Below are 21,172 nucleotides of genomic sequence, written 5' to 3'. Positions count from 1 at the left end.
GGTGGAAGATGGCTCCCATCAGCGCTGCCAACCCTTGGGCGGTGCGATCATCCAGTGGAGTCGACCATGCAACCGATCAAGTTTTACAACTTCCCGCGTTCCGGCCACGCCCATCGGGTGGAACTGATGCTGTCGCTGCTGCAATTGCCGACCGAGACCATCCTGGTCGATCTGGCGAAGGGCGAGCACAAGCAGCCTGCATATCTGGCAATCAACAGTTTCGGTCAGGTCCCGGCCATTGATGACAACGGCGTGGTGCTGGCTGATTCCAATGCGATTCTGGTGTATCTGGCGCAGAAGTACGGCAACGGTCGGTGGTTGCCGAGCGATCCGGTCGGTGCGGCACGGGTGCAGCGCTGGTTGTCGGTCGCGGCCGGGCCGATTGCATTTGGCCCGGCGGCAGCGCGGCTGATCACGGTGTTCGGGGCCAAACTGAACGCTGAAGAACTGATCACTCGCGCACACAACCTGCTCACGGTCATGGACACTGAGCTGGGGAAAACCGCGTATCTGGCAGGTGATGAGCCGACCATCGCCGACATTTCGGCGTACAGCTATATCGCCCACGCTCCGGAGGGCAATGTCTCGCTGGACGACTACGGCAATGTCCGCGCCTGGCTGGCCCGGGTCGAAGCGCTGCCCGGTTTCGTCGGCATGCCGCGCACCGTCGCCGGTCTGCAAACCGCAGTCTGATTCCCGCAATCCACGTTGCGCCGAGGGCGCAGGGGAGAGGTCGTGATGGAACGTTCACCGTGGCACGCTGGCGAGCAACAGTTACAGGCCCATGTAGGCGTTGCCGAACGCATGGAGGCTTTCGGGCGTAAGGTGATTCGCACCTGGATGCCGGACCAGCACCGCGAGTTCTATCAGCAACTTCCCTTCATGCTGTACGGCGCGGTCGATGCCCAGGGTCGTCCGTGGGCCAGCGTGCTCGAAGGTGCGCCGGGGTTTGCCCATTCGCCTGATGCTGAGCATCTGCGTTTCAGCACGTTGCCCGCTGGCGATGATCCGGCGCAACTGCGTAACGGCGAGCCCATCGGTTTGCTCGGGATTGAACTGCATACGCGGCGGCGCAATCGCCTCAACGGCCATGTCGGCGATCTAGGCGATAACGGTTTCGATGTGAGTGTCGATCAAGCCTTCGGCAACTGTCCGCAATACATTCAACTTCGCCAGTTTCAGCGCGTGCCACTGAGTGATCCGCAGACGCGCCCACCTCAGCATCTCGACACCCTTGATGACGCAGCCACAGCGCTGATCGAAGGCGCCGATACGTTCTTTGTCGCCAGTTATGTCGATGTCGATGGTCAGCGTTCGGTGGACGTTTCCCATCGTGGCGGCCAGCCCGGGTTCGTTCGGGTGGAAGGCAATCGTCTGACCATCCCGGATTTTGCCGGCAATCTGCACTTCAACACCCTCGGCAATCTACTGCTCAACCCCCAGGCTGGCTTGCTGTTCATCGACTTTTCCACAGGCGATCTGCTGCAACTCAGCGGGCGTACCGAAATCATCCTGGAAGGGCCGCAGATCGAGGCGTTTCAAGGCGCCGAACGGTTTTGGACATTCGAGGTGGAGAAACTGGTTCGCCGGCCAGCAGCGCTGGCCTTGCGCTGGCGCTTCGACGGCATGTCGCCCACCAGTCTGTTGACTGGAAACTGGGCACAAGCCGATACGCGTTTGCAGGCGCAAGCGTTGGGCAACCAATGGCGACCGCTGCGGGTGGCGAAGATCGAACGGGAAAGCCACAGCATCCGCTCGATTTATCTGGAGCCAGACGATGGCGCCGGTTTGCCGGTGTTTCTCGCGGGCCAGCATTTGCCTGTGAGATTTACCCTCGACGGCGAGGTGCACATCCGCACGTATAGCCTGTCGAGTGCGCCATCGGATGGTTTCTATCGGATCAGTGTGAAGCGCGAAGGACGCGTGTCGACCCATCTGCACGAGCAGATCCAGGTGGGTGATGTAGTGGAGGCGCGAGCGCCTCAGGGGCATTTCACCGTGGCGCCGCTGGAGCGACGGCCACTGGTGTTGTTAGCCGCGGGGGTTGGAATTACGCCACTGCTGTCGATGCTGCGCGAGGTGGTTTATCAAGGCCTGCGCACGCGCCGGATTCGTCCAACATGGTTGCTGCAGAGTTCACGCAGCCTGGCCGATCAACCTTTTCGAAGGGAGCTGGATCACTTGTTGGAAAGCGCTGGCGACGCGGTGCGGGTCCTGCGGTTGCTCAGTCAGCCGGAAGCGGACGCGCACGAGGGCGAGGATTTCGACCTGCGCGGGCGAATCGACGGCGCGGTATTAAGGGATCTGTTGGAGGTCGAGGACTACGATCAAATTGATTTTGTGGTCTGTGGGCCCGGCGGTTTTACCCAAGGGCTGTACGACGGCTTGCGTGAGCTGGATGTGCGCGATGCGCAGATTCACGCCGAAACGTTCGGCCCTTCGACGCTCAAGCGTCGCGCCGATCCGGATGCGATTGTCATTGAACAACCGCCCGCAGCCACCACATCCGTGCCAGTGGTGTTCGAACGTTCGGCCAAGGAAGCGCGCTGGCAACCGGACGGCAGCAGTTTGCTGGAGCTGGCGGAAAGTCGCGGATTGCGCCCCGAGTTCAGTTGCCGCGGCGGTTCGTGCGGCACCTGCAAGACACGGCTGGTCAGCGGCGCAGTGAATTATCCACAGCCCCCGGCCGAAGTGCCGGAGGCGGGGCATGTGCTGATTTGTTGTGCGGTGCCGGCGCAAAGCGAACAGCCGCTGGTGCTGGATTTGTAATGCAAGCGCCCGTGTCGGAGCTGCCGAAGGCTGCTCCTACAGGGAGTGGATTCCAAGCCAGTTCAGGCGTAGGACAAGGATTTTTCTTCCAGCAGCTCTTGGTACAACTCTGTCCATTTGCGGCCCATCTCATCGGCTGTGAATAACTGCCGGTAACGGGCTTCGGCCTTGGCGCCCATGGCGGCAGCGCGATCGGGGTTCTCCCACAAGGTGCGCATGGCTTCGCGAAACGCCTGTGGATTACTTGGCGGTACGACCAGCCCGGTCTCGTTGTGGATATTGATGTAGCTGGTGCCGGTACCGATCTCGCTGGAGATCATTGGTTTGCCGTACATCGCGCCCTCGAGCAGCGAGATGCCGAACGCCTCCGAGCGCAGATGCGATGGGAAAACAATGGCGTAGCTCAATTGCAGCAAGGCGACTTTGTCTTCATCCCCCAGGCGCCCAAGGAAGTGAATATTGCGCAGGCCCAACGCGGCGGCCTGGGCATGCAGCGCTTGCTCCAGCGGACCCGCGCCGACGATGACCACTGGATAATCCACGTCCTTCATGGCATCCAGCAGGATGTGCAGGCCTTTGTAGTAGCGCATGACCCCGACGAACAGGAAAAACTTATCCCCAAGCTGCTGGCGCCAACGGTTGATTCGTTCGCTATCAGGCTGTGGATAACCTGCCTTGTTCAAGCCATAGGGAATCACCCGGGTCTTGTCTTGAAACTGTTGCAACACATCACTGGTGTGCAGGTAATTCGGCGACGCCGCGACAATCCGGTCGGCACTGGCGAGAAAGCGGTTCATCAGCGGCCGATAGAGTTTGAGCAGGTGTTTCTGGCGGATGATGTCGGAGTGGTAAGTGACCACGCTCGGTTTGTTCATGCCGCTGGCAAAATGCACCAGGTCCATAAAGGGCCAGGGGAAGTGGTAATTGACCACGTCGGCCTCGGCCGCCATCTCGCGAAACTGTTTGAACACGCTCCAGGAAAACCCCGTGGAGGCGAACTGTATATCGAGTTTTGCCCGGTGCACTTCGTGTTGACCCAGCTTCACCACGGGTGGATTTGGATCAGCACTGAGGGTCAGCACCTGCCCATCGATGCCATGCTGGGCGCCGCTTTCGCACAGTTGGAAGATCACTTGTTCGATGCCGCCGACCGAGTCGGGCAGGTACGTTTTGAAGAAATGAAGAACTCGCATTCAACCTCCCATGGCCTGGCGGTAGGCACCGGCCGTGGCCTGTGCGCAACGCTGCCAGGAAAAAAACCGCGCCTGCTGCAAGCCGGCTTCTCGGCATGCCTGCCAATGTATTTGATCGTCGATCAGTCGGCTCATCGCATCGCGCAAGCCGTCTGCATCGTCGGCGTCGATATAGTTGCCGGCAGCCCCCGCCACTTCCGGCATTGCCGAAGAGCGATTGACCACCACTGGCGTGCCGCTGGCCATCGCCTCCAGTACTGGCAGGCCGAAGCCTTCATACAGCGAAGGAAAAATCAGTGCCCGAGCGCCGGCCAGCAGTTGCGCCACTTGTTCATCAGGCAGGTAGCCGAGCAGGCACACATTTCCACTGGCCAACGCCCGGCGCAGCTCGTCACTGAGCTGCTCACGCTGCCAACCGGCCATGCCGACGATCAACAGCGGAAAGCGTTCGCGCACCGCTTCCGGCAGCAGGGCATGGGCGCGCAACGCCAGGCTCAGGTTCTTGCGTGGCTCCAGCGTGCCGACACACAGGAAATACTCGCGTGCCTGCACGGCATGAGCCTTGAGTACCGCGCTGATCGTGTCGGCTTCGCGTGGATGAAACCGCTCGGCGACGCCCAGTGGCGCCACCACAAAACGCTCGGCGGGCAGTCCGAAATAGTCTTGCGCCTCGTCGGCAATCGCCTGTGAGTCAGTCAGAATCACCTGCGCTTGCTCGACGCCAAGGGCCAGCCGTCGCTCGATTTCCCTGAGCCTAGCCGAGGGCTGAGTTTCGGGAAAATGCAGATGCGTCAGATCGTGCAGGGTGATCACCGTCGGGCCGTCGAAAGCCAGCGGCCACAGACTGGGCTCGTGATACAGGTCGATGCCTTGCGCGCGGCCCTGATCGAAGCGCTTTTGCTCCATCCAGCGCCGTGCCTGATAGGCTCCGGGAATTTGCCGCAGCAGTGGTGTCAAACGCGAATAGCCGGGCATTGCCGCTTCCGGTAGCGCCGAACTCCAGCCCCAACCATGAAACAGCGTCATTTCGACGTCGGGCTCGCTGCGCAAGGCGTTGACCAGTTCGGCGACGTAGTGGCCGATGCCGGTGCGCGGCGCCTGTAGAATCCGGGCGTTAAGAGCAATGCGCATGCTGGCTCTCCGGGGTTGCCGGCGAAGGATGCAAATTGTGCTCGATGCGTTCAATCAGTTGCGCACTCGCTTCGCGCCAGCTCAGCCAGCGCCACTGTTCCAGGCTCAGCGGTGCTGGAAAGACCTGGCTGCGTTCCATGTCGGTGATCAGGTGGGTCAGGCTCTGCGGGTTGGCCAGGTCGAAATACGCCATGTAATCGCCGCCGATCTCGCGAAACACCGGGATATCACTGGCCATCGCCGGTAAACCGCGTTGCATCGCTTCCACCAGCGGCAGACCGAACCCTTCTACGTAGGACGGGAATACCAGCGCCGTCGCATGGGAGTAGGCGTGTTCGAGGCTTTTGTCCGAGAGTGTGTTGTACATGAACAAGCGGCGGTTCAGCTCGGGATGCCGGCGGATGCGTTCGATCAACGCTTCGCACTTCCAGCCGATCTTGCCGACGATGCATAACCGCGCTGTGGACCCCGTGGCCCAGGCGCGCTCGAATGCATCGAGCAGGTAAGCGTGGTTTTTGCGCGGCTCGATCGTGCTGACCATGAGAAACACCGGTTCCGCTGTTTTGAACATGTGCAGCAAGCCCTGATCGACCTTGGTATCGGTGTCGCTCAAGTCCAGTTCCGAGCCGAGATGGAAATAATCGAACCAGCGCTGTGCGACCTGTTGCGAACCGATGCGCCGCAGCATTTCCTCGCGCACCTGATCGCGGATGGTCGTCGAAATTGCCACATAGCCGTCCGCTGTGCGGGCGATCCAGTCGAACCAGTCGTTGAACACTTTGACCAGCCCGGCATCGCAGAACTGCGGATGAGTGAGCGGAATCAGGTCATAGATCACCGAAACGATACCGACCCCGTCACGCTTGAGTTGCTCGGCCAGGGGGAAAAAATTGGCGTGCCAGGACGAGTCGAGCAGTACCAGTTGATCGCCGGCCCGATGCTGTAACGGCACGCAGCGCTCGGGAATTTGCTTGCCCTTGAGGGCTCGTTCCAGCAGGCGCATCGGCAGGCTGAAACAGGCGAAAGCGCTCAGCCGGCACCCGACGTACAACACGCGGCGAGCGAAATGCGACTGGCTGAATGGACGGCGGCGCTCCAATGCACGGTGGCGCAACCAGAAAGCATTGGCCCACTGCTCGAGTTTCACTCGCAGGCTGATCAGATCCAGCTTTGCCGATTTCAGTGGCGCCAGGCTCTTAACTTGATACAGACCACCACCGATCATCACCACCGGAATGCATTCAACGTTCTCGTCGGCGGCCGGCAATTGCTGGACGACGTTGCGGACCACGCGCTGAATGCCCGAGTTGGCGCTTGGATGTTCGAACACGTAAGTGCATTCCACCAACAATCGCGTCATCGCGAGATCTCCGTATCAGGCGTTGGCGTGAGGTTGCCACTGGAGCGAGTGATTTCAGTGTGCGCTTGCAGCCAGGCGCAGCCGACGAAGTCTTCCTGACGGTTGTTGATCACATGGAAGATCAAGCCGTAGTCGCGCCACTCGAAGTTGCGGTCCAGGTGCGAATCCAGCCGCGACAGGCTCAGCGCCACCGAATAACTGCCCTTGCCCAGACGCATGTCAAAGGCGAAGCGGAACGTTACGCGATCACCTGCACTGAGCTCGACGACCGGTTTGTCGAGGCGATGGGTATTGATTCCGTAAATCGCCTGGCCCAGGCGATCCTTGATCATGAAGCCGAGAATCAGCCGTTCGATGTCTTCACGTACTTCTGTCTGAACTTCCAGCACCACTGGCTGGCCGACTTCCGCCACTTCGAGGCTGCGCCCCTGCGCATCGAGCAGGCGCACGCTGATGATTGCGGCTTCACCGGTGCCGGAAATGGTTTGTACCTGACCGTTGGCGAGCATCTCTTGACGCACGATCTGGCCTTCACGCTGGGCGAGCATGGCGTTGTAGTAGTCCATGACTTCTTCGGGCTTGCCGCGCATGGCCAGACGCCCGTTTTCCAGAAGGATCGCGGTATCGCAGATCGACTGGATGGCCGAGCGGTCGTGGGAAACAATCAGCAGCGTGGTGCCGGCCTTGCGGAAGCTTCGGATGCGCTCGAAGCTTTTGTGCTGGAAATAGGCATCGCCGACCGACAGCGCTTCGTCGACGATCAGGATGTCCGGGCGCCGCGCTGTGGCGACACTGAACGCCAGACGCATCTGCATGCCGCTGGAATAGGTGCGCACCGGCTGATCGATGGCTTCGCCGATTTCGGCAAAACTTTCGATTTGCGGCATTAACGCGTCGATCTCTTCAACCTGCATCCCCAGCAACTGGCCGGCCATGAAAGCGTTCTGGCGACCGGTAAAGTCGGGGTGGAAACCCATGCCCAGTTCCAGCAGCGCGGCGACCCGACCTTGCAACTGGATCTGTCCGCAGGTCGGTTGAGTGGTGCCGGTGATCATCTTCAGCAGAGTACTTTTGCCCGCGCCGTTGACGCCGACAATGCCCACAGCTTCGCCCGGCTGAATCTCGAAATCAACGTCCTGCAAGACCCAGTGCAAGTGATGCCGGGGCCGGGAAAACGGCACCAGCCATTCAAACAACCGGCTCCAGCGATTGGGGTATTGTTTGTAAGCCTTGGCCAGGCCACTGACGCGTATGTGCCCCATCAGAGTTCATCCACCATTTCACCAACCCGTTGGCGGAACAGGTGCAGCGCCAGGGCGCAGAGCACGAGTCCGATGATCAGCAACGGTGTCAGGGAGGACCAGTCCGGCCATTGGTTGTAAAGGAATACATTCTGGTAACTGTTCATCAACGCAGTCATCGGGTTGAGGCTGATCACGTGCTGGATGCCCGGGGGCAGGATCGACAGCGGATACACGATCGGTGTCAGCCAGAACCAGAATTGCAGGCAGATACCGAACATTTGCCCGACATCGCGAAAGAACACATTGAGAATGCCCAGCAGCATGCCGAGTCCGGCGGCGAAGACCACTTGCAGAATCAGCAGCGGTATCAGCGCCAGCAAGGCCATGCCGGGCAGGCGTCCGCTGATCAGCAAAAAGCCGAAAAACAGCCCCAGAATAATCGCGAAGTTAATGCCGGCATTGAGTAGCGCAATCACGGGCAGGCAAATGCGCGGAAAGCTGATTTTCTTCAGCAGGTTGGCGTTTTCCAGAAACATGCTCTGGCTGCGCGTAGTGATTTCGGCGAACAGACCCCAGGTCAGCAGGCCGGCGCACAGGTAGACGCTGTAGGCCAGGCCATCGTCCACCCCTGGCAGGCGGGCGCGCATGATCTGGGAGAAGATTACCGTGTAGACGATGATCATCGACAGCGGATTGAGCACGGTCCACAGCGCACCAAACAGCGAGTTGCGATACCGCGCTTGAAACTCTCGCTTGACGCTACCGAGGATGAATCCACGGTAGCCGCGCAGCGAGCGATACAGGGAGAGCAGCATTCAAACCGTCCTGCCGTATTGGTCTTCGAAGCGAACGATGTCGTCCTCTCCCAGGTATTCGCCGCTTTGCACTTCGATGATCACCAGGTCGATTACCCCGGGGTTTTCCAGGCGATGCTTGTGGCCGGCGGCAATGAAGGTTGATTCGTTCTTGGCCACCAGCGTCGTGCCGCTGCCGTTATTGGTGACCTTGGCCATGCCTTCGACCACCACCCAGTGTTCGTTGCGGTGATGGTGCATTTGCAGGGACAGCTTGGCGCCGGGTTTGACCACGATGCGCTTGATCTTGAAGCGTGGGCCTTCCTCGAGCACGGTGTAGGTGCCCCAGGGGCGGCAGACCGTACGATGCAGGCGATAGGCTTCGTGGGATTTGTCCTTGAGTTGCTTGGCGACGCGCCGTACATCCTGCGCGCGGTCAGCGTGGGCAATCAGCACCGCGTCGGCGGTGTCGACCACGATCAGGTTATCCACACCGACGGCGGCCACCAGCCGACCTTCGCTCTGCACGAAGTTGTCGTGGCTGTCGATGAATATCGCTTCGCCGCTGGCGCGGTTGTTGTCGGCATCGGCTGGCACCAGTGCAGCTACGGCGTTCCACGAACCGATGTCACTCCAGTCAAAACCGGCGGGCACCACCACGACTTTTTCCGAGCGCTCCATCAGCGCGTAGTCGATGGATATGTCGGTAATTTCAGCGAACAACTCCGGCGACAACTCTTGCTGCAGGCAGCCAACGGTTTCTACCGGGGCACTGGCAGCCATGCAGGTGCGGGTCTGCTCCAGCATTTGCGGTGCGTGCAGTTGCAGTTCGGCAATCACCGTCGCGGTGGTGAAGCAGAACATGCCCGAGTTCCACAGGAAGTTGCCGCTCTCCAGATAATGCGTGGCAGTTTCAAGATCAGGTTTTTCCACGAAGCGCTGCACTTTGGCCGCGCCTTTGGCGTCCAGTGGCGCACCGGTTTCGATGTAGCCGAAGCCGGTCTCCGGGGCTGTCGGGATCACGCCGAAGGTCACCAGATAACCGTCCTTCGCCAGATTGACCGCATGCTCGACCGCACTTTTCAGCGCGCCTTGATTGACGATCAAGTGGTCGGCTGGCATCACCACCATGATCGCGTCATCGCCATGCAAGGCTTGCAGCGACAGTGCCGCTGCGGCGATTGCCGGAGCCGTGTTACGCCCGGTCGGCTCCAGCAGGAAGTGCCCGCGATGGCGCGACACGTGGGCGGCGCAGTAGTGATCCTTGCTCTGGAAGTAGTACTCGCGGTTGGTCACCGTGACAATGTCGCCCCAACCGTCGAGCAACGCTGCCGCACGCTGGTAGGTCTTGCCCAGCAGCGATTGGCCGTCGGGCAGGGTCATGAACGGCTTGGGATGGCCCTCGCGGGACACCGGCCACAAACGGGTGCCGGCACCGCCGGACAGAATCACGGGGATCAGCATGGCCTACTCCTTGGCGACGCGTTTCATGTCCGCGTCCATCATCATGCGGATCAAGGTATCCAGGTCGGTTTTCGGCTTCCAGCCCAGCACTCGCTGAGCCTTGGCCGGATTGCCGAGCAGCACTTCGACTTCGGCCGGGCGGAAAAACGCAGGGTCGATCTTCACGTAATCACGGTAGTTGAGGCCGACGTGATCGAAGGCGATGCGGCACATTTCGCGCACCGTGGTGGTGACACCGGTGGCGACCACGAAATCGTCGGGTTTGTCCTGTTGCAGCATCAGCCACATGGCTTCGACGTAATCGCCGGCAAAACCCCAGTCGCGTTTGGCGTCGATGTTGCCCAAAGCCAGTTCCTGCTGTTTGCCTTGCTTGATACGGGAGGCGGCGTCGGTGACCTTGCGCGTGACGAACTCGATGCCGCGCAGTGGCGATTCATGGTTGAACAGGATGCCGCTGCTGGCGTGCAGGTTGAAGCTTTCGCGGTAGTTGACGGTGATCCAGTGACCGTACAACTTGGCCACGCCGTACGGGCTGCGCGGGTAGAACGGCGTGTTCTCGTCCTGCTGTTCAGCCTGGATCAGACCGAACATTTCGCTGGTCGAGGCCTGATAGAACCGGGTGTGCGGGCTGAACTGGCGGATCGCTTCGAGCAAGTGAGTGACGCCCAGGCCATCGACGATGCCGGTGGTCACCGGTTGATCCCAGGAGGCGGCAACGAAGCTTTGCGCCGCCAGGTTGTACACCTCGTCCGGGGTCGACTTGATCACGGCGCGCTGTACCGAGCAGGCGTCGGCCATGTCACCGTCCAGGTAGACAATGTCGGCTTCGACGCCCATTTCGCGCAGGCGCCAGCGTGAATCGCTGCTGCGCCGAGCCACAAAGCCGTAAACCTTGTAGCCTTTGTCGAGCAGCAGTTTGGCCAGATATGCGCCGTCCTGGCCGGTGATGCCTGTGATCAATGCACTTTTTGTCATTCTTGTCGTACTCGCTTCTCCCAGTCGGACAGGATCGCCCGCAGGGATTGTTGTGTGGTGATGTCTGGCGCCCATCCGGTGGCTGTGGCCAGTTTTGCGTGGCTGCCGCAAACGCGGCGTTGATCGGCACGCCGCATGCGCGCCGCATCCTGAACCAGTTGCATCTCGACTTCGGCCAGATCTGCCAACTGCTCGATCAGGCTGCGGATACTTTGCTCGCGCCCCGAGCAGATGTTGTAGACCTGCCCAGATTGGCCTTTTTCAAGCAGCGCGAAGTAGCCCGAAATCACGTCGGCGACATCAAGGAAGTCGCGGGTCACGTCGATGTCGCCGACTTCCAGTTGTGGCGCTTGCAGGCCTTGTTTGATGCGACTGATCTGGCGGGCGGCGCTGGCGATGACGAAACTGTCCTTCTGCCCGGTGCCGATGTGATTGAACGGCCGCGCTACCAGCACCGGCCACTGTTCGCTCATGCCCCATTGCAGGCTGAGGAACTCCGCCGAGAGTTTGCTCACCGCATAAGGGTTGCGCGGGCAGGGCGGTTGCAGCTCAGTGATCGGCAGAGCGCTTTCGTCGACCTGGCCGTAGACGTCGCCGGAGCTGACGTACAGGAAGGTGCCGGCGAAGCCGCGCGCCTTGAGGGCTTGCAACAGGTTGAGGGTGCCGATGAGATTGATGTCGAGCGTGCGCGCCGGATCGCGAAAGGCTTCGGGGACGAACGTCTGCCCGGCCAGATGGATGACCGCGTCGGGTACTTGAGGCCAGAGATCGACGAGGCTGCCCGCGTCCGTGAGGTCGTAGGGCGTTGCGGCAGACAGAAGCTCCCACGACGAATTAGGTAGCGCCAATCGTGACTGAATATGTTGTCCCACGAAGCCAGTGAGGCCCGTAATGAACAGACGCTTTTTCAAACCGCGACCCCTTGGTCTTGAACTTGCGCCACTTTCCCACATGCTTTGAGGGTAAGTCTGTCAGACCGATAGAAAAAACCGGCAGGACGGCAGGCGAAGTCAGTTGTTGTAGTTGTTTGGTGCCAATCTGTGCCAATTGCGCGGCAATTTCAACAGGCAAACCGTGACTGGTCAGTTCTCGTTAGCGTAGTCAGATTTTTCTCATCGTGCGGTTCACGAATCCTCGACGGATGTGTTTAGAATGCCCTTCGTCGCGATTGCCCAAAGTTCACCGTGGGTATTGCGCAACAGGGTGAAACCAACCACTAAAACAAGAACGAAGACGTGCCTGTAGATGAAGTTCAAGCGCCGGTGATGCCGACTTGATCCGACGTCCGGCCGTCATAGCATGAAGCGGTCGGGATGGCTGCTTCATCGTGGGATGCCATGAATTTCATTCTTTACTCGGACGTCAACGACAGTTCCATCAGCCAGAGTCTCGGGCGTCCCGAATACAGTTACTACTTCGTGCTCAAGGCTTATCGGCCGGTGCTGGAAAGCCTTGGCCGCGTGCATGTGGTGGCGTCGGTCGACGAGGTCGATCCGCTGTACCGGCAGTTGAGCGAGGCCGGTCAGGAATGCCTGTTCCTTTCGTTTTCGCCACCGCACAAAACCCCGATCGATCTGCAGTGCCCGATGGTCTGCGTGATTGCCTGGGAGTATGACTCGATCCCGTCCGAGTGCTGCGACGACGATCCTCGTCAGGACTGGAGCCAGACCCTGGCACGTCATGGCCGGGTGATTACCTTGTCCACCCATACCGCGCAGGCGATCCGCCGGACTTTGGGTGAAGACTTCCCCGTGCTGGTACTACCCACACCGTTGTGGGAGCGCTTTGCGCACGTGCGCAGAGACTTTCCAAGTGTCCCGGTAAACCCGGGCACCACGCTGCAGATCAAGGGCTGCATCATCGACAGCCGCGTACTGGGGCTGTCCGCCGATGGCTTGATCGCGCCGATATTCAATGAGCAGGAGCTGGAAACTCGCGGCCTGGTGGAACCAGAACCGGAACCCGAAGTACCTGTGCCACTGACCTTGCGCCGACGCGTCTTCATTTCCAAACACTACTTGCGCGAAAGCTTCCGGGCGCTGACGGCGCCAGCTGAACACCCGCCGCTTTTTTTACTCAAGCACAACCTGCTGCTGTGGTATCGCGAAGCCTTGTGCGATGTAGTGCCAAATGCCATCCGCCAGCAACTGACGAAATTGCGCACGCCGGCCGCGCCAGCAGCACCCTTGCCGGTGCCCACCACCGTGAGCGAGGCGATGCAACCTGACGCCCATCCGCAAGCGGCGTTGCCCGACACCAACGAGCAGGTACAGATCGACGTCAGTGGCGTGGTCTATGTCAGCGTGTTCAATCCCGCCGACGGTCGCAAGAACTGGCATCACCTGATCACCGCCTTCTGCTGGGCCATGCGTGACAACGAAGACGCCACGCTGGTGTTGAAAATCACCCAGAACGACTTGTCGAGCTACTACGTTCACTTGATCACCTTGCTCTCGCAACTCTCGCCGTTTGCCTGTCGGGTGGTGGTCATGCACGGCTATCTGGACGACGAGGAGTTCGCCAGGCTTTACGGTGCCGCGAGTTTCTACGTCAACGCTTCGCGCTGCGAAGGTTTGTGCCTGCCGTTGATGGAATTCATGTCCTGCGCCAAACCGGTGATTGCCCCGAACCACACGGCGATGCACGACTATATCGATGAGCGGGTCGGATTCGTCGTCAAGTCCAGCCATGAGCCGACGATCTGGCCGGAGGATGTGCGCATCCTCTACCGTACCCTGCGCCATCGCCCGGACTGGGGCTCGCTGAAAGCCGCCTATGAGGACAGTTACGCCATGGCCAAAAACCATCCGGATGCGTATCAGGCGATGGCCGCGGCAGCCAATGAACGCATGCGCGATTACTGCGGCTTCGCCCCGGTTCAGCAGCGCGTGATGCAGTTTTTCGAACTCAAGGCGCAGAGCGAAACCACGCCGCTGACAGCCGAGTCGAGGACTGCCTCATGTTGATCATCATTCATTCGGAAACCAACAAGAGCAACATCCAGCAAAACCTCGGACGGCCCGAGTACAGCTACTACTTTGTGCTCAAGGAGTTCCGCCCGGTGCTGGAGCGCATTGGTCAGGTCATCGAAGTCAGCAACCCCGACGAACTGGTGGATCGCCTGTATTTCGACTGTCTGAGCCGGGGTGAAGAGTGCATCTACCTGTCGTTCTCTCCACCGCACCGTACGCCGATTCATTACGCCTGCCCGACCATCCCGGTGTTTGCCTGGGAGTTCAGCACCATTCCCACCGAGAGCTGGCAGGGCGAACCGCGCCACGACTGGCGTGTGGTGCTTGAAGCATGTGGCCGGGCGATTACCCATTCGACATTCACGGTCAACACCGTGCGCGATGTGATGGGCGAAGACTATCCGGTCTGTGCGATCCCCGCGCCGGTGTGGGATCGCTTCGCCGCCCGCGGTGAGCATCTGGAACGACACCCTGTGGTCGAGGCGGTCACGCTGAACCTGCGCGGGCTGCTGATTGACAGTCGCACCGTCGACTTGCGGCCTTACGGGCCACCCGGACGCTGCGAAGGCACCCCGATGTCCTTTGCCGCGCCGGCGCAGGATTGCCCGTTGCAGCTGGAGGGCGTGGTCTACACCTCGGTGTTCAATCCTTACGACGGGCGCAAGAACTGGCAGGACATGATCAGCGCGTTCTGCACGACATTCCGTGACACTGCCGATGCGACGCTGGTGCTGAAACTCACGCACCACGACATCGCCAATGCGCTCACCGACATGCTCCACCACTTGTACAAGAACCAGTCCTACCAATGCCGGATCGTGCTGATTCACGGTTATCTGGCGGACGGTGATTACGAACGGCTGGTGCAAGCCACCAGCTTCGTGGTCAACAGTTCATACGGTGAAGGCCAGTGCCTGCCGCTGATGGAATTCATGTCATGCGGCAAACCGGCCATTGCGCCACTGAACACGGCGATGGCTGACTACGTGAACAGCGACAACGCGTTCATCGTCGACTTCACCGAAGAGCTGACGGCCTGGCCGCATGACCCACGCGCCGCCTACCGCACGATGCGTTACATGACCAATTGGGATTCGCTGTGTGCGGCCTATCGCGCCAGTTATGAGGTGGCGAAAGCCGATCAGCCGCGTTACGCCGCAATGTCGGCCGAAGCCGTGCGCAGCCTGCAGCGGTTTTGTAGCCAGACCACCGCCGAACAGCGTTTGCGGGCATTTTTTGCCCAGCGCTCAGCCACCGCCGAGGCGGTATCCGTGGAAGCCTCGGGCGCATGATCCGGCGTCTGCTCGCCCGCTTTCGCCCGGCACCTGTAGCGGTCTCATTGCCAGAGCCGACGCCGACGCCGACGCCGGCTCCGCGCGATACGGTGTCGCCGCGCGACGTCGGTTTGCGTGACGCCGTCCTCGACGGTTGGTTTTTGGGTGACAGCGGCGAGTTGCTCAAGGGCTTTGCAATCACGGCTGATGATACGTTGCTCGATGTGGGTTGCGGCGAAGGTGTAGCGACACTGTTTGCGGTCCGCCAAGGCGCCTCGGTGATCTTCACCGACAGTGAACTGGACAAGGTGCGCGACCTTGCTCGTCAGGTCGAAGCGCAAAGCCGCCAGTCGAATCTCGGGCTGGTCAGCAACAGTTTGCCGTTACCGCTGGCCGATGGTTGCGCGAGCAAAGTGGTGTGCATGGAAGTGCTGGAACATATCGACCAGCCTGAGCCGTTCATGGCCGAACTGGTGCGCATGGGCCGTCCCGGCGCGCAATACCTGCTCAGCGTGCCGGCGCCGATTGGCGAACACCTGCAAAAAGGCATTGCTCCGGCCAGTTACTACCAGTCACCCAATCATGTGCAGATTTACACCGCGGAGCGCTTCGCCGCGCTGGTAGAGGACGCGGGTCTGGTGATCGAGCATCGTCAGGCCAACGGTTTTTTCTGGGTGATGGGCATGATCTTTTTCTGGGCCGGCGAACGTGCGGCCGGTCGGGACCCCGCCGGTGCGGTACGAGACCGAATCCAGGAGCCGTTCATGCCTTTGATGGAGAGCTGGGCCAGAACCTGGCAGGACTTGCTCGATCAACCCGAAGGCCTCGCCATCAAGCAGACGCTTGACCGTTTCATGCCCAAGAGCCAGGTGATCATCGCCCGCAAACCGCTGGACGCGGGACAGACGTCATGAGCGGCGAACCGATCATGAATATCAATTTTGGAGCCACCTCATGCTGAGCTTTTTGAGAAAACTCACAGCGGCGACCCCCGCCCCGGTTGCTGCGCCCGTCGCGGCGGTCACGCCGGTCGCCGAGAAGGTCGATCCGTTCATGCTCGGTCTGCACGATGCCCAGCTCAGTGGCTGGTTCAACGAGGAGACGGGAGAGCTCTATAAAGGCTTTCCGGTGTCGGCGGATGACATCGTGATCGATGTCGGCTGCGGTGACGGCGGCAACATGCAGTTTTGTGGCAGGCGTGGGGCGCGGCTCATTGTCGCCGACATTGACGGCGACAAGATCGAACAGGCCCGCCAGCGTTTGAGCGAGACCCCGGCGCGCGGTGTCGAGTGCCACGTCACCGACGGCAATCCACTGCCGATTGCCGATGGCACCGCCACCCGCGTGGTCTCCACCGAAGTCCTCGAGCATGTCGACGATCCGGCGCAGTTCCTCGCCGAACTGGTGCGCGTCGGCCAGTCGGGGGCGTTGTATCTGTTGAGCGTGCCGCACCCGAGCTCCGAAGACCTGCAAAAAGACATTGCTGCACCGGCGTATTACGAGAAGCCCAATCACATTCGCATCATCAGCGAAGAACAGTTCAAGACCATGGTCAGTGATGCCGGTCTTGAGGTCATCAGCCACAGTCAGTACGGCTTTTACTGGTCGATGTGGATGCTGCTGTTCTGGGAGGCGAAGGTCGACCTGAGCAACCCCGATCACCCGTTGCTCAATCACTGGGCCAATACCTGGCAAGCCTTGCTCTCGTCACCCCGCGGCGCACAGATCAAAGATGCGCTGGAAACGGTGGTGGCGAAGAGTCAGGTGATCATTGCCCGCAAGCCTTGAGCCGCTTACCTCAAGGCATCGCTGGATCTCACTGTAGGCGCTGCGATCTTTTGATCTGATTTCCAAAAATCATCATCAAAAGATCGCAGCCTCGTTTCACTCGACAGCTCCTACAGGATGTTGTGTACCCTGCATTTTTTGTCGGCAGGGATTAGCGACTTCATGCGGTTTGGTTATTCGATTCTGATCACGTTGCTGTTACTTGTGGGGTGCGATCAGCAGACCGCACCGCCACTCGACCAGCAACTCTACGTCTGGCAACGCCAATGGACGCCAGCCCATGAGGCGGCATTGCGCGACAGCCGAAGTGATTTTTCCACCCTGCGCGTGCTGGCGTTGCAGGCCTTCCCCCATGAAGGATGGAGCCGGGCGCGCATCGATGCGCCGCTGCTGAAAAACGATGGTCGTCCGTTGATCGCGGTGATCCGCCTCGACGGCCAACTCCAGGCGCTGGATCAGCAACAGGTCACGGCGCAGATTCTTCAGGTCGTTGCAGATTGGCAGGCGCAAGGTCTAACCCTGAGCGGCGTGGAGATCGACCACGACGCTGGCAATGCGCGGCTGCCGGCCTACGCACAATTCCTCACTCGTCTGCGCTTCGCGTTGCCGACGACGTTGCCGCTGAGCATCACCGCGCTGCCGGCGTGGCTCGACAGTTCGCAGCTGCCCGCGCTGCTGGCCACGGTCGACAGCAGCGTGCTGCAAGTGCATGCGGTCAGCGATCCTCGGCGAGGCTTGTTTGATCCTGATCAAGCGTTGAAGTGGGCCAAGGCTTGGGCGCGGCTCACCGACAAACCGTTCTACCTGGCGCTACCGGCCTATGGCGTGGCGCTGTTGCCGGATGTCGGCGGCGCACCGGTTGTGGAAAGCGAGGTTCAGCTTGAACGTGGCGGAGAGCGCCGGGAATTGCTGGCCGATCCGCTGCAATTGAACCGACTGGGTAAAACGCTGCGTGACGATCCGCCACAACATCTGGCCGGCCTGATCTGGTTTCGCCTGCCGCTGGTCAACGACCGTCGTGCCTGGAGTTTGACCACGCTGCGCGCCGTAGCGCGGGGCGATGCGCTGCACAGCCAACTCGACGTGACGTTCAGCGAGCAGAGCGGCCTCTACGACATCAAGCTCAACAATACCGGCAACCTCGACAGCGCCTGGCCCGCACAGATCACCCTGAAGGCCCGGGATTGCGAAGGCGCTGACGCGCTCGCCGGTTACTCGTTGCAACAAAGCCCGGATCTGCTTACCTTCACCCGCCTTCGCGACGGCCGATTGCCAGCGAACGGGCAGCGCGCCATTGGTTGGGCGCGTTGCGCAAATATTGATCAAGGAGGTTCGCATGTTGACCCGTAACTGGCCCCGCTATCTGCTGTGCCTGAGCCTCAGCCTGCCGCTGGGTTCGGCGCTGGCCTGCGGCCCGGACTTCCCGATGCGCCTGCTCGATAATCGCGGGCAGACGATGTCGGAGCTACCTGAGGGCAACTTCAACTTTGAGCTGAGTCGCCTGGGTAAAACCATCGCCGGGCTGAAGAACGTCACTGCCGCGACCTACAACCCGAACGAATCCTATGCGGAGTCGACTGAAACGGTCGAACAGCGTGAAAAGGCCGAGCAGGTCGGGCTCAAGCCAGAACAACAGGCGCTGGTCAAACAACTGCGCGGTTTGACGGATGCGCGTCAGGTCGAGGCGCAGGGTGCCAGTCTGCCAGCGGAAATTCGTCTTTACGTGGCAGGCGCGGTGGCGTTCGCAACGGGCGATCATCAGCTGGCCGTCGAGTATTTCGACAGGCTGCTGGCGCTGCCGTCGGATCAGCGCTCCTTGCGCAGCACGTGGGCCGCGTACTCCCTGGGGCGCGCCTGGTTTGCCATCAGCACCGAGGCGAACAACGGGGTCGAGACGCTGGAAAAATCGCGCGAAGCATTTCGTCAGACTCGCCAACTGAGCATCGACGGTTTCAGCGATCCGCTGGAGCTCGGCGTCGCCAGTCTCGGGGAAGAAGCGCGGATATTGCGCACCACTGGCGATTGGGCCGGCGCGATTGAACTGTATGAGGCGCAGAACCTGCACGGTTCTGCGGTAGGCAACACCTCGCTGAAGCAGTTGATGAATGAGCTGGCGGAGCTGCCCGAGGTTGAGCTGGCACGATTGCTGGAACACAAACCGGTGCAGCAACTAGTCACCGCATCGTTGCTCAGTCGTCAGGGCTGGTCGTTCGGCGATGAACCGCCGAACGAGAAAAAACTGGTCAAGCTCCTGCAAAACAGCACCCGTGGCAGCCTCGAAAACGCCGATCGGCTGGCGGCTGTGAATTATCAACAGGGTGACTATGCCAGCGCCAAGGCTTTTCTCGAAAGCGCTGGCGACGGTGGACTCGCCTGGTGGTTGCGGGCGAAGCTGGCGATGCGCGACGGTGATAAAAATGCCGCCGTGGCAGCCTACGCCAAAGCCGCACAGGCCTTCCCGCAGACCGAGGATTGGGGCTATCGGCGTACGACAGACTGGGCCTATGAAACGGTTCAGCCTAAATGTCGGGTCGAGGGGGAAAGCGCAATTCTCGCACTGCAACGCGGTGAATACCTGCAGGCCTTCGTGCAGTTGTTTCGCAGCAATGACGTCTACTGGTTCGATGCCGCAGCAGTCGCCGAGCGGGTGCTGACGGTCGACGAACTCAAGCAGTATGTCGACGAAGCGGTTCCGGCCCCTGCGGTGTTGACCCAAGAGGAGCGCGACAACTACGTGCCGCTGTCAGTGGCGGCGAAATTGCGCAATCTGTTAGGCCGACGTTTGTTGCGCGAAGGGCATTACGAGGCGGCTATCAGCTATTTCGACAACCCCGATCTGCAACACAAGGCTCGCCTTTATGCCGAGCAGCGGCTCAAGGCTGATGCCGCGTGGTGGCCAACCACACGCGCCAGCGCGTTGTATAACGCGGCGTGGACCGCCCGCGAGTGGGGCATGGACATTCTCGGTTATGAAATGGCGCCGGATTACGCGGTGTTTAGTGGCGGCTTCAACCTGGAAAACACTGAGTTGAAAGTCGGGCCGCTGGTGAGCGAAGCCGAGGTGCAACGCCAGAAAATCAGCGAAGCTCAGCCGGATCAGCGTTTTCACTATCGGTTTGTCGCCACCGCTCTGGCCAGTCGTGCTGCCGATAATTTGCCCCACACCAGTCAGGCGTTCGCCGCCGTGTTGTGTAACGCCGCTGGTTTCAACAGCAGCCTGGAAGAACAAAGCGCGCTGTATCAACGCTACGTGAAGGAAGGGCCTTACGTGCCGTGGGCGGTGGATTTTGGCAATCAATGCCCATATCCGGATTTCGAAAACGCTGACAAGCGCTATGTCACCCAAGTGACCGATTCGGTGCGCGCCACGCTCAGACCGTATAAGTGGCCGGTACAGATCGCTGCGTTCCTGCTGGTGGTTGGCACGTCGTTGCTGGTGTTCAGCCGCCGGCGCAAGGCACGTAAAAGCTAAGCCTGCTGGATGAACGTCAGGCGCAGCGCAAAGCCGATCAACAGGCTGCCGAACAGCCATTGTTGAACCCGTTGGGCCGTTGGACTGTGTTGCAGCCAACGGCCCAGCGCCGCGCCGGTCAAGGCGTAGGCGCTGTCGAACAGCAAGCCGACGCCGACCAGCAGCATGCCGAGCATGGCGAACTGGGTCAGCACGGGCGCACCGTCGGCGACGATGAATTGTGGCAACAGTACCGAGCAGAACAGCAGCGCCTTGGGATTAAGCAAATTGGTCAGCAAGCCGCGCCGGACCGCTTCACGCCATTGGCCCTGAGTCTGGGCAACATCCCCGCCATTCAGGTTCGGCACCAGCGTGCTGCGCAGGCATTGAATGCCGATCCACAGCAGATACGCCGCCCCGGCAAGCCGTACCACTTCGAACGTCCACGGCGCAGCCTTGAACAACGCCGCCAGCCCCAGCGCCGCCAACGCGACATGACAACCCCTGGCAATCCCAAGACCGATGGCGGTGGCCAGCGCCGCACCGCGACCCTGACGGGCGCCGGTTTGCAGCAACAGGATCATGTCCGGCCCAGGCAAAAGAAAAACCACAGCCAATGCCAGGAAAAACAGCCAGAGACTCGCCATGCCACACCCCTTTCGTTGTCGATTTGGTGAGGTCAGTCTAGGGCCGAAGGGCGGGGCAGGTGCTTGCGTAGTCCGCTTCAAAATCCATCGTGATTGGCATAACCTGCTTC

At 60.5% G+C, this 21,172-nt stretch carries 17 protein-coding genes; 8 read left to right on the top strand and 9 right to left on the bottom strand.

The window, feature by feature from the left end:
• The first annotated feature begins 66 nt into the window (after window positions 1-66).
• Both H8B20_RS12265 and H8B20_RS12260 read left to right on the top strand, forming a co-directional pair.
• Window positions 67-693, top strand: coding sequence for a glutathione S-transferase family protein (locus tag H8B20_RS12265; RefSeq protein ID WP_047304334.1), 627 nt, complete (start codon window positions 67-69; stop codon window positions 691-693).
• A gap of 45 nt (window positions 694-738) precedes the next feature.
• Window positions 739-2,769 (top strand): pyridoxamine 5'-phosphate oxidase family protein, encoded by a 2,031-nt coding sequence (locus tag H8B20_RS12260; protein WP_210623274.1) that lies wholly within the window; start codon window positions 739-741, stop codon window positions 2,767-2,769.
• A 62-nt stretch (window positions 2,770-2,831) separates the two neighbouring features.
• On the opposite strand, the gene H8B20_RS12255 is transcribed toward H8B20_RS12260, so the two are convergent.
• Genes H8B20_RS12255 through H8B20_RS12220 form a run of 8 tightly spaced genes read right to left on the bottom strand, consistent with a single transcriptional unit; the run spans window position 2,832 to window position 11,841 of the window.
• Window positions 2,832-3,962 (bottom strand): glycosyltransferase family 4 protein, encoded by a 1,131-nt coding sequence (locus H8B20_RS12255; RefSeq protein ID WP_210623273.1) that lies wholly within the window; start codon window positions 3,960-3,962, stop codon window positions 2,832-2,834.
• Window positions 3,963-5,093: a glycosyltransferase family 4 protein gene (locus H8B20_RS12250; protein WP_210623272.1), complete on the bottom strand. Its 1,131-nt coding sequence runs from the start codon at window positions 5,091-5,093 to the stop codon at window positions 3,963-3,965. It lies immediately after the preceding gene.
• Entirely contained in the window at window positions 5,077-6,453 is a 1,377-nt protein-coding gene (locus tag H8B20_RS12245; RefSeq protein ID WP_210623271.1) for a glycosyltransferase family 4 protein, read from the bottom strand. Before H8B20_RS12245 ends, H8B20_RS12250 begins: the two co-directional genes overlap by 17 nt.
• Window positions 6,450-7,715, bottom strand: coding sequence for an ABC transporter ATP-binding protein (locus H8B20_RS12240; RefSeq protein ID WP_210623270.1), 1,266 nt, complete (start codon window positions 7,713-7,715; stop codon window positions 6,450-6,452). The genes H8B20_RS12245 and H8B20_RS12240 overlap by 4 nt, the downstream gene beginning before the upstream one ends.
• Window positions 7,715-8,512: an ABC transporter permease gene (locus tag H8B20_RS12235; protein WP_210623269.1), complete on the bottom strand. Its 798-nt coding sequence runs from the start codon at window positions 8,510-8,512 to the stop codon at window positions 7,715-7,717. The genes H8B20_RS12240 and H8B20_RS12235 overlap by 1 nt, the downstream gene beginning before the upstream one ends.
• On the bottom strand, window positions 8,513-9,955 hold the full coding sequence (locus tag H8B20_RS12230; protein ID WP_210623268.1) for a mannose-1-phosphate guanylyltransferase/mannose-6-phosphate isomerase: 1,443 nt from the start codon (window positions 9,953-9,955) through the stop codon (window positions 8,513-8,515).
• A gap of 3 nt (window positions 9,956-9,958) precedes the next feature.
• Window positions 9,959-10,930: a GDP-mannose 4,6-dehydratase gene (gene gmd, locus H8B20_RS12225; protein ID WP_047304319.1), complete on the bottom strand. Its 972-nt coding sequence runs from the start codon at window positions 10,928-10,930 to the stop codon at window positions 9,959-9,961.
• Window positions 10,927-11,841 carry a GDP-mannose 4,6-dehydratase gene (locus H8B20_RS12220; RefSeq protein ID WP_210623267.1) on the bottom strand — a complete coding sequence of 305 codons (915 nt, stop codon included), beginning with the start codon at window positions 11,839-11,841 and terminating at the stop codon, window positions 10,927-10,929. Before H8B20_RS12220 ends, gmd begins: the two co-directional genes overlap by 4 nt.
• Before the next feature lie 426 nt (window positions 11,842-12,267).
• Here H8B20_RS12220 and H8B20_RS12215 point away from each other — a divergent pair, with 426 nt between their 5' ends.
• The 6 genes from H8B20_RS12215 (at window position 12,268) to H8B20_RS12190 (ending at window position 20,436) form a co-directional block, all read left to right on the top strand.
• On the top strand, window positions 12,268-13,896 hold the full coding sequence (locus tag H8B20_RS12215) for a glycosyltransferase (protein ID WP_210623266.1): 1,629 nt from the start codon (window positions 12,268-12,270) through the stop codon (window positions 13,894-13,896).
• The gene (locus H8B20_RS12210) at window positions 13,890-15,194 is read left to right on the top strand and encodes a glycosyltransferase (protein ID WP_210623265.1); all 1,305 of its coding nucleotides are present in this window, start codon (window positions 13,890-13,892) and stop codon (window positions 15,192-15,194) included. The genes H8B20_RS12215 and H8B20_RS12210 overlap by 7 nt, the downstream gene beginning before the upstream one ends.
• On the top strand, window positions 15,191-16,090 hold the full coding sequence (locus H8B20_RS12205; protein ID WP_210623264.1) for a class I SAM-dependent methyltransferase: 900 nt from the start codon (window positions 15,191-15,193) through the stop codon (window positions 16,088-16,090). Before H8B20_RS12210 ends, H8B20_RS12205 begins: the two co-directional genes overlap by 4 nt.
• A 40-nt stretch (window positions 16,091-16,130) precedes the next feature.
• On the top strand, window positions 16,131-16,964 hold the full coding sequence (locus tag H8B20_RS12200) for a class I SAM-dependent methyltransferase (RefSeq protein ID WP_210623263.1): 834 nt from the start codon (window positions 16,131-16,133) through the stop codon (window positions 16,962-16,964).
• Window positions 16,965-17,126: 162 nt separating this feature from the next.
• On the top strand, window positions 17,127-18,314 hold the full coding sequence (locus tag H8B20_RS12195; protein ID WP_210623262.1) for a DUF3142 domain-containing protein: 1,188 nt from the start codon (window positions 17,127-17,129) through the stop codon (window positions 18,312-18,314).
• A complete protein-coding gene (locus H8B20_RS12190) occupies window positions 18,301-20,436 on the top strand; it encodes a hypothetical protein (RefSeq protein ID WP_210623261.1) in 2,136 nt (711 codons plus the stop codon). Before H8B20_RS12195 ends, H8B20_RS12190 begins: the two co-directional genes overlap by 14 nt.
• Here the strand turns inward: H8B20_RS12190 and H8B20_RS12185 are convergent.
• A complete protein-coding gene (locus H8B20_RS12185; RefSeq protein ID WP_047304308.1) occupies window positions 20,433-21,062 on the bottom strand; it encodes a LysE family translocator in 630 nt (209 codons plus the stop codon). The two genes, H8B20_RS12190 and H8B20_RS12185, sit on opposite strands and share 4 nt — an antisense overlap.
• Between the last annotated feature and the right edge of the window lie 110 nt (window positions 21,063-21,172).

The organism is Pseudomonas sp. P42 (assembly GCF_017973755.1).
Classification (GTDB): Bacteria; Pseudomonadota; Gammaproteobacteria; order Pseudomonadales; family Pseudomonadaceae; genus Aquipseudomonas; species Aquipseudomonas iridis.
This window is presented reverse-complemented; position numbering and strand designations above follow the sequence as displayed.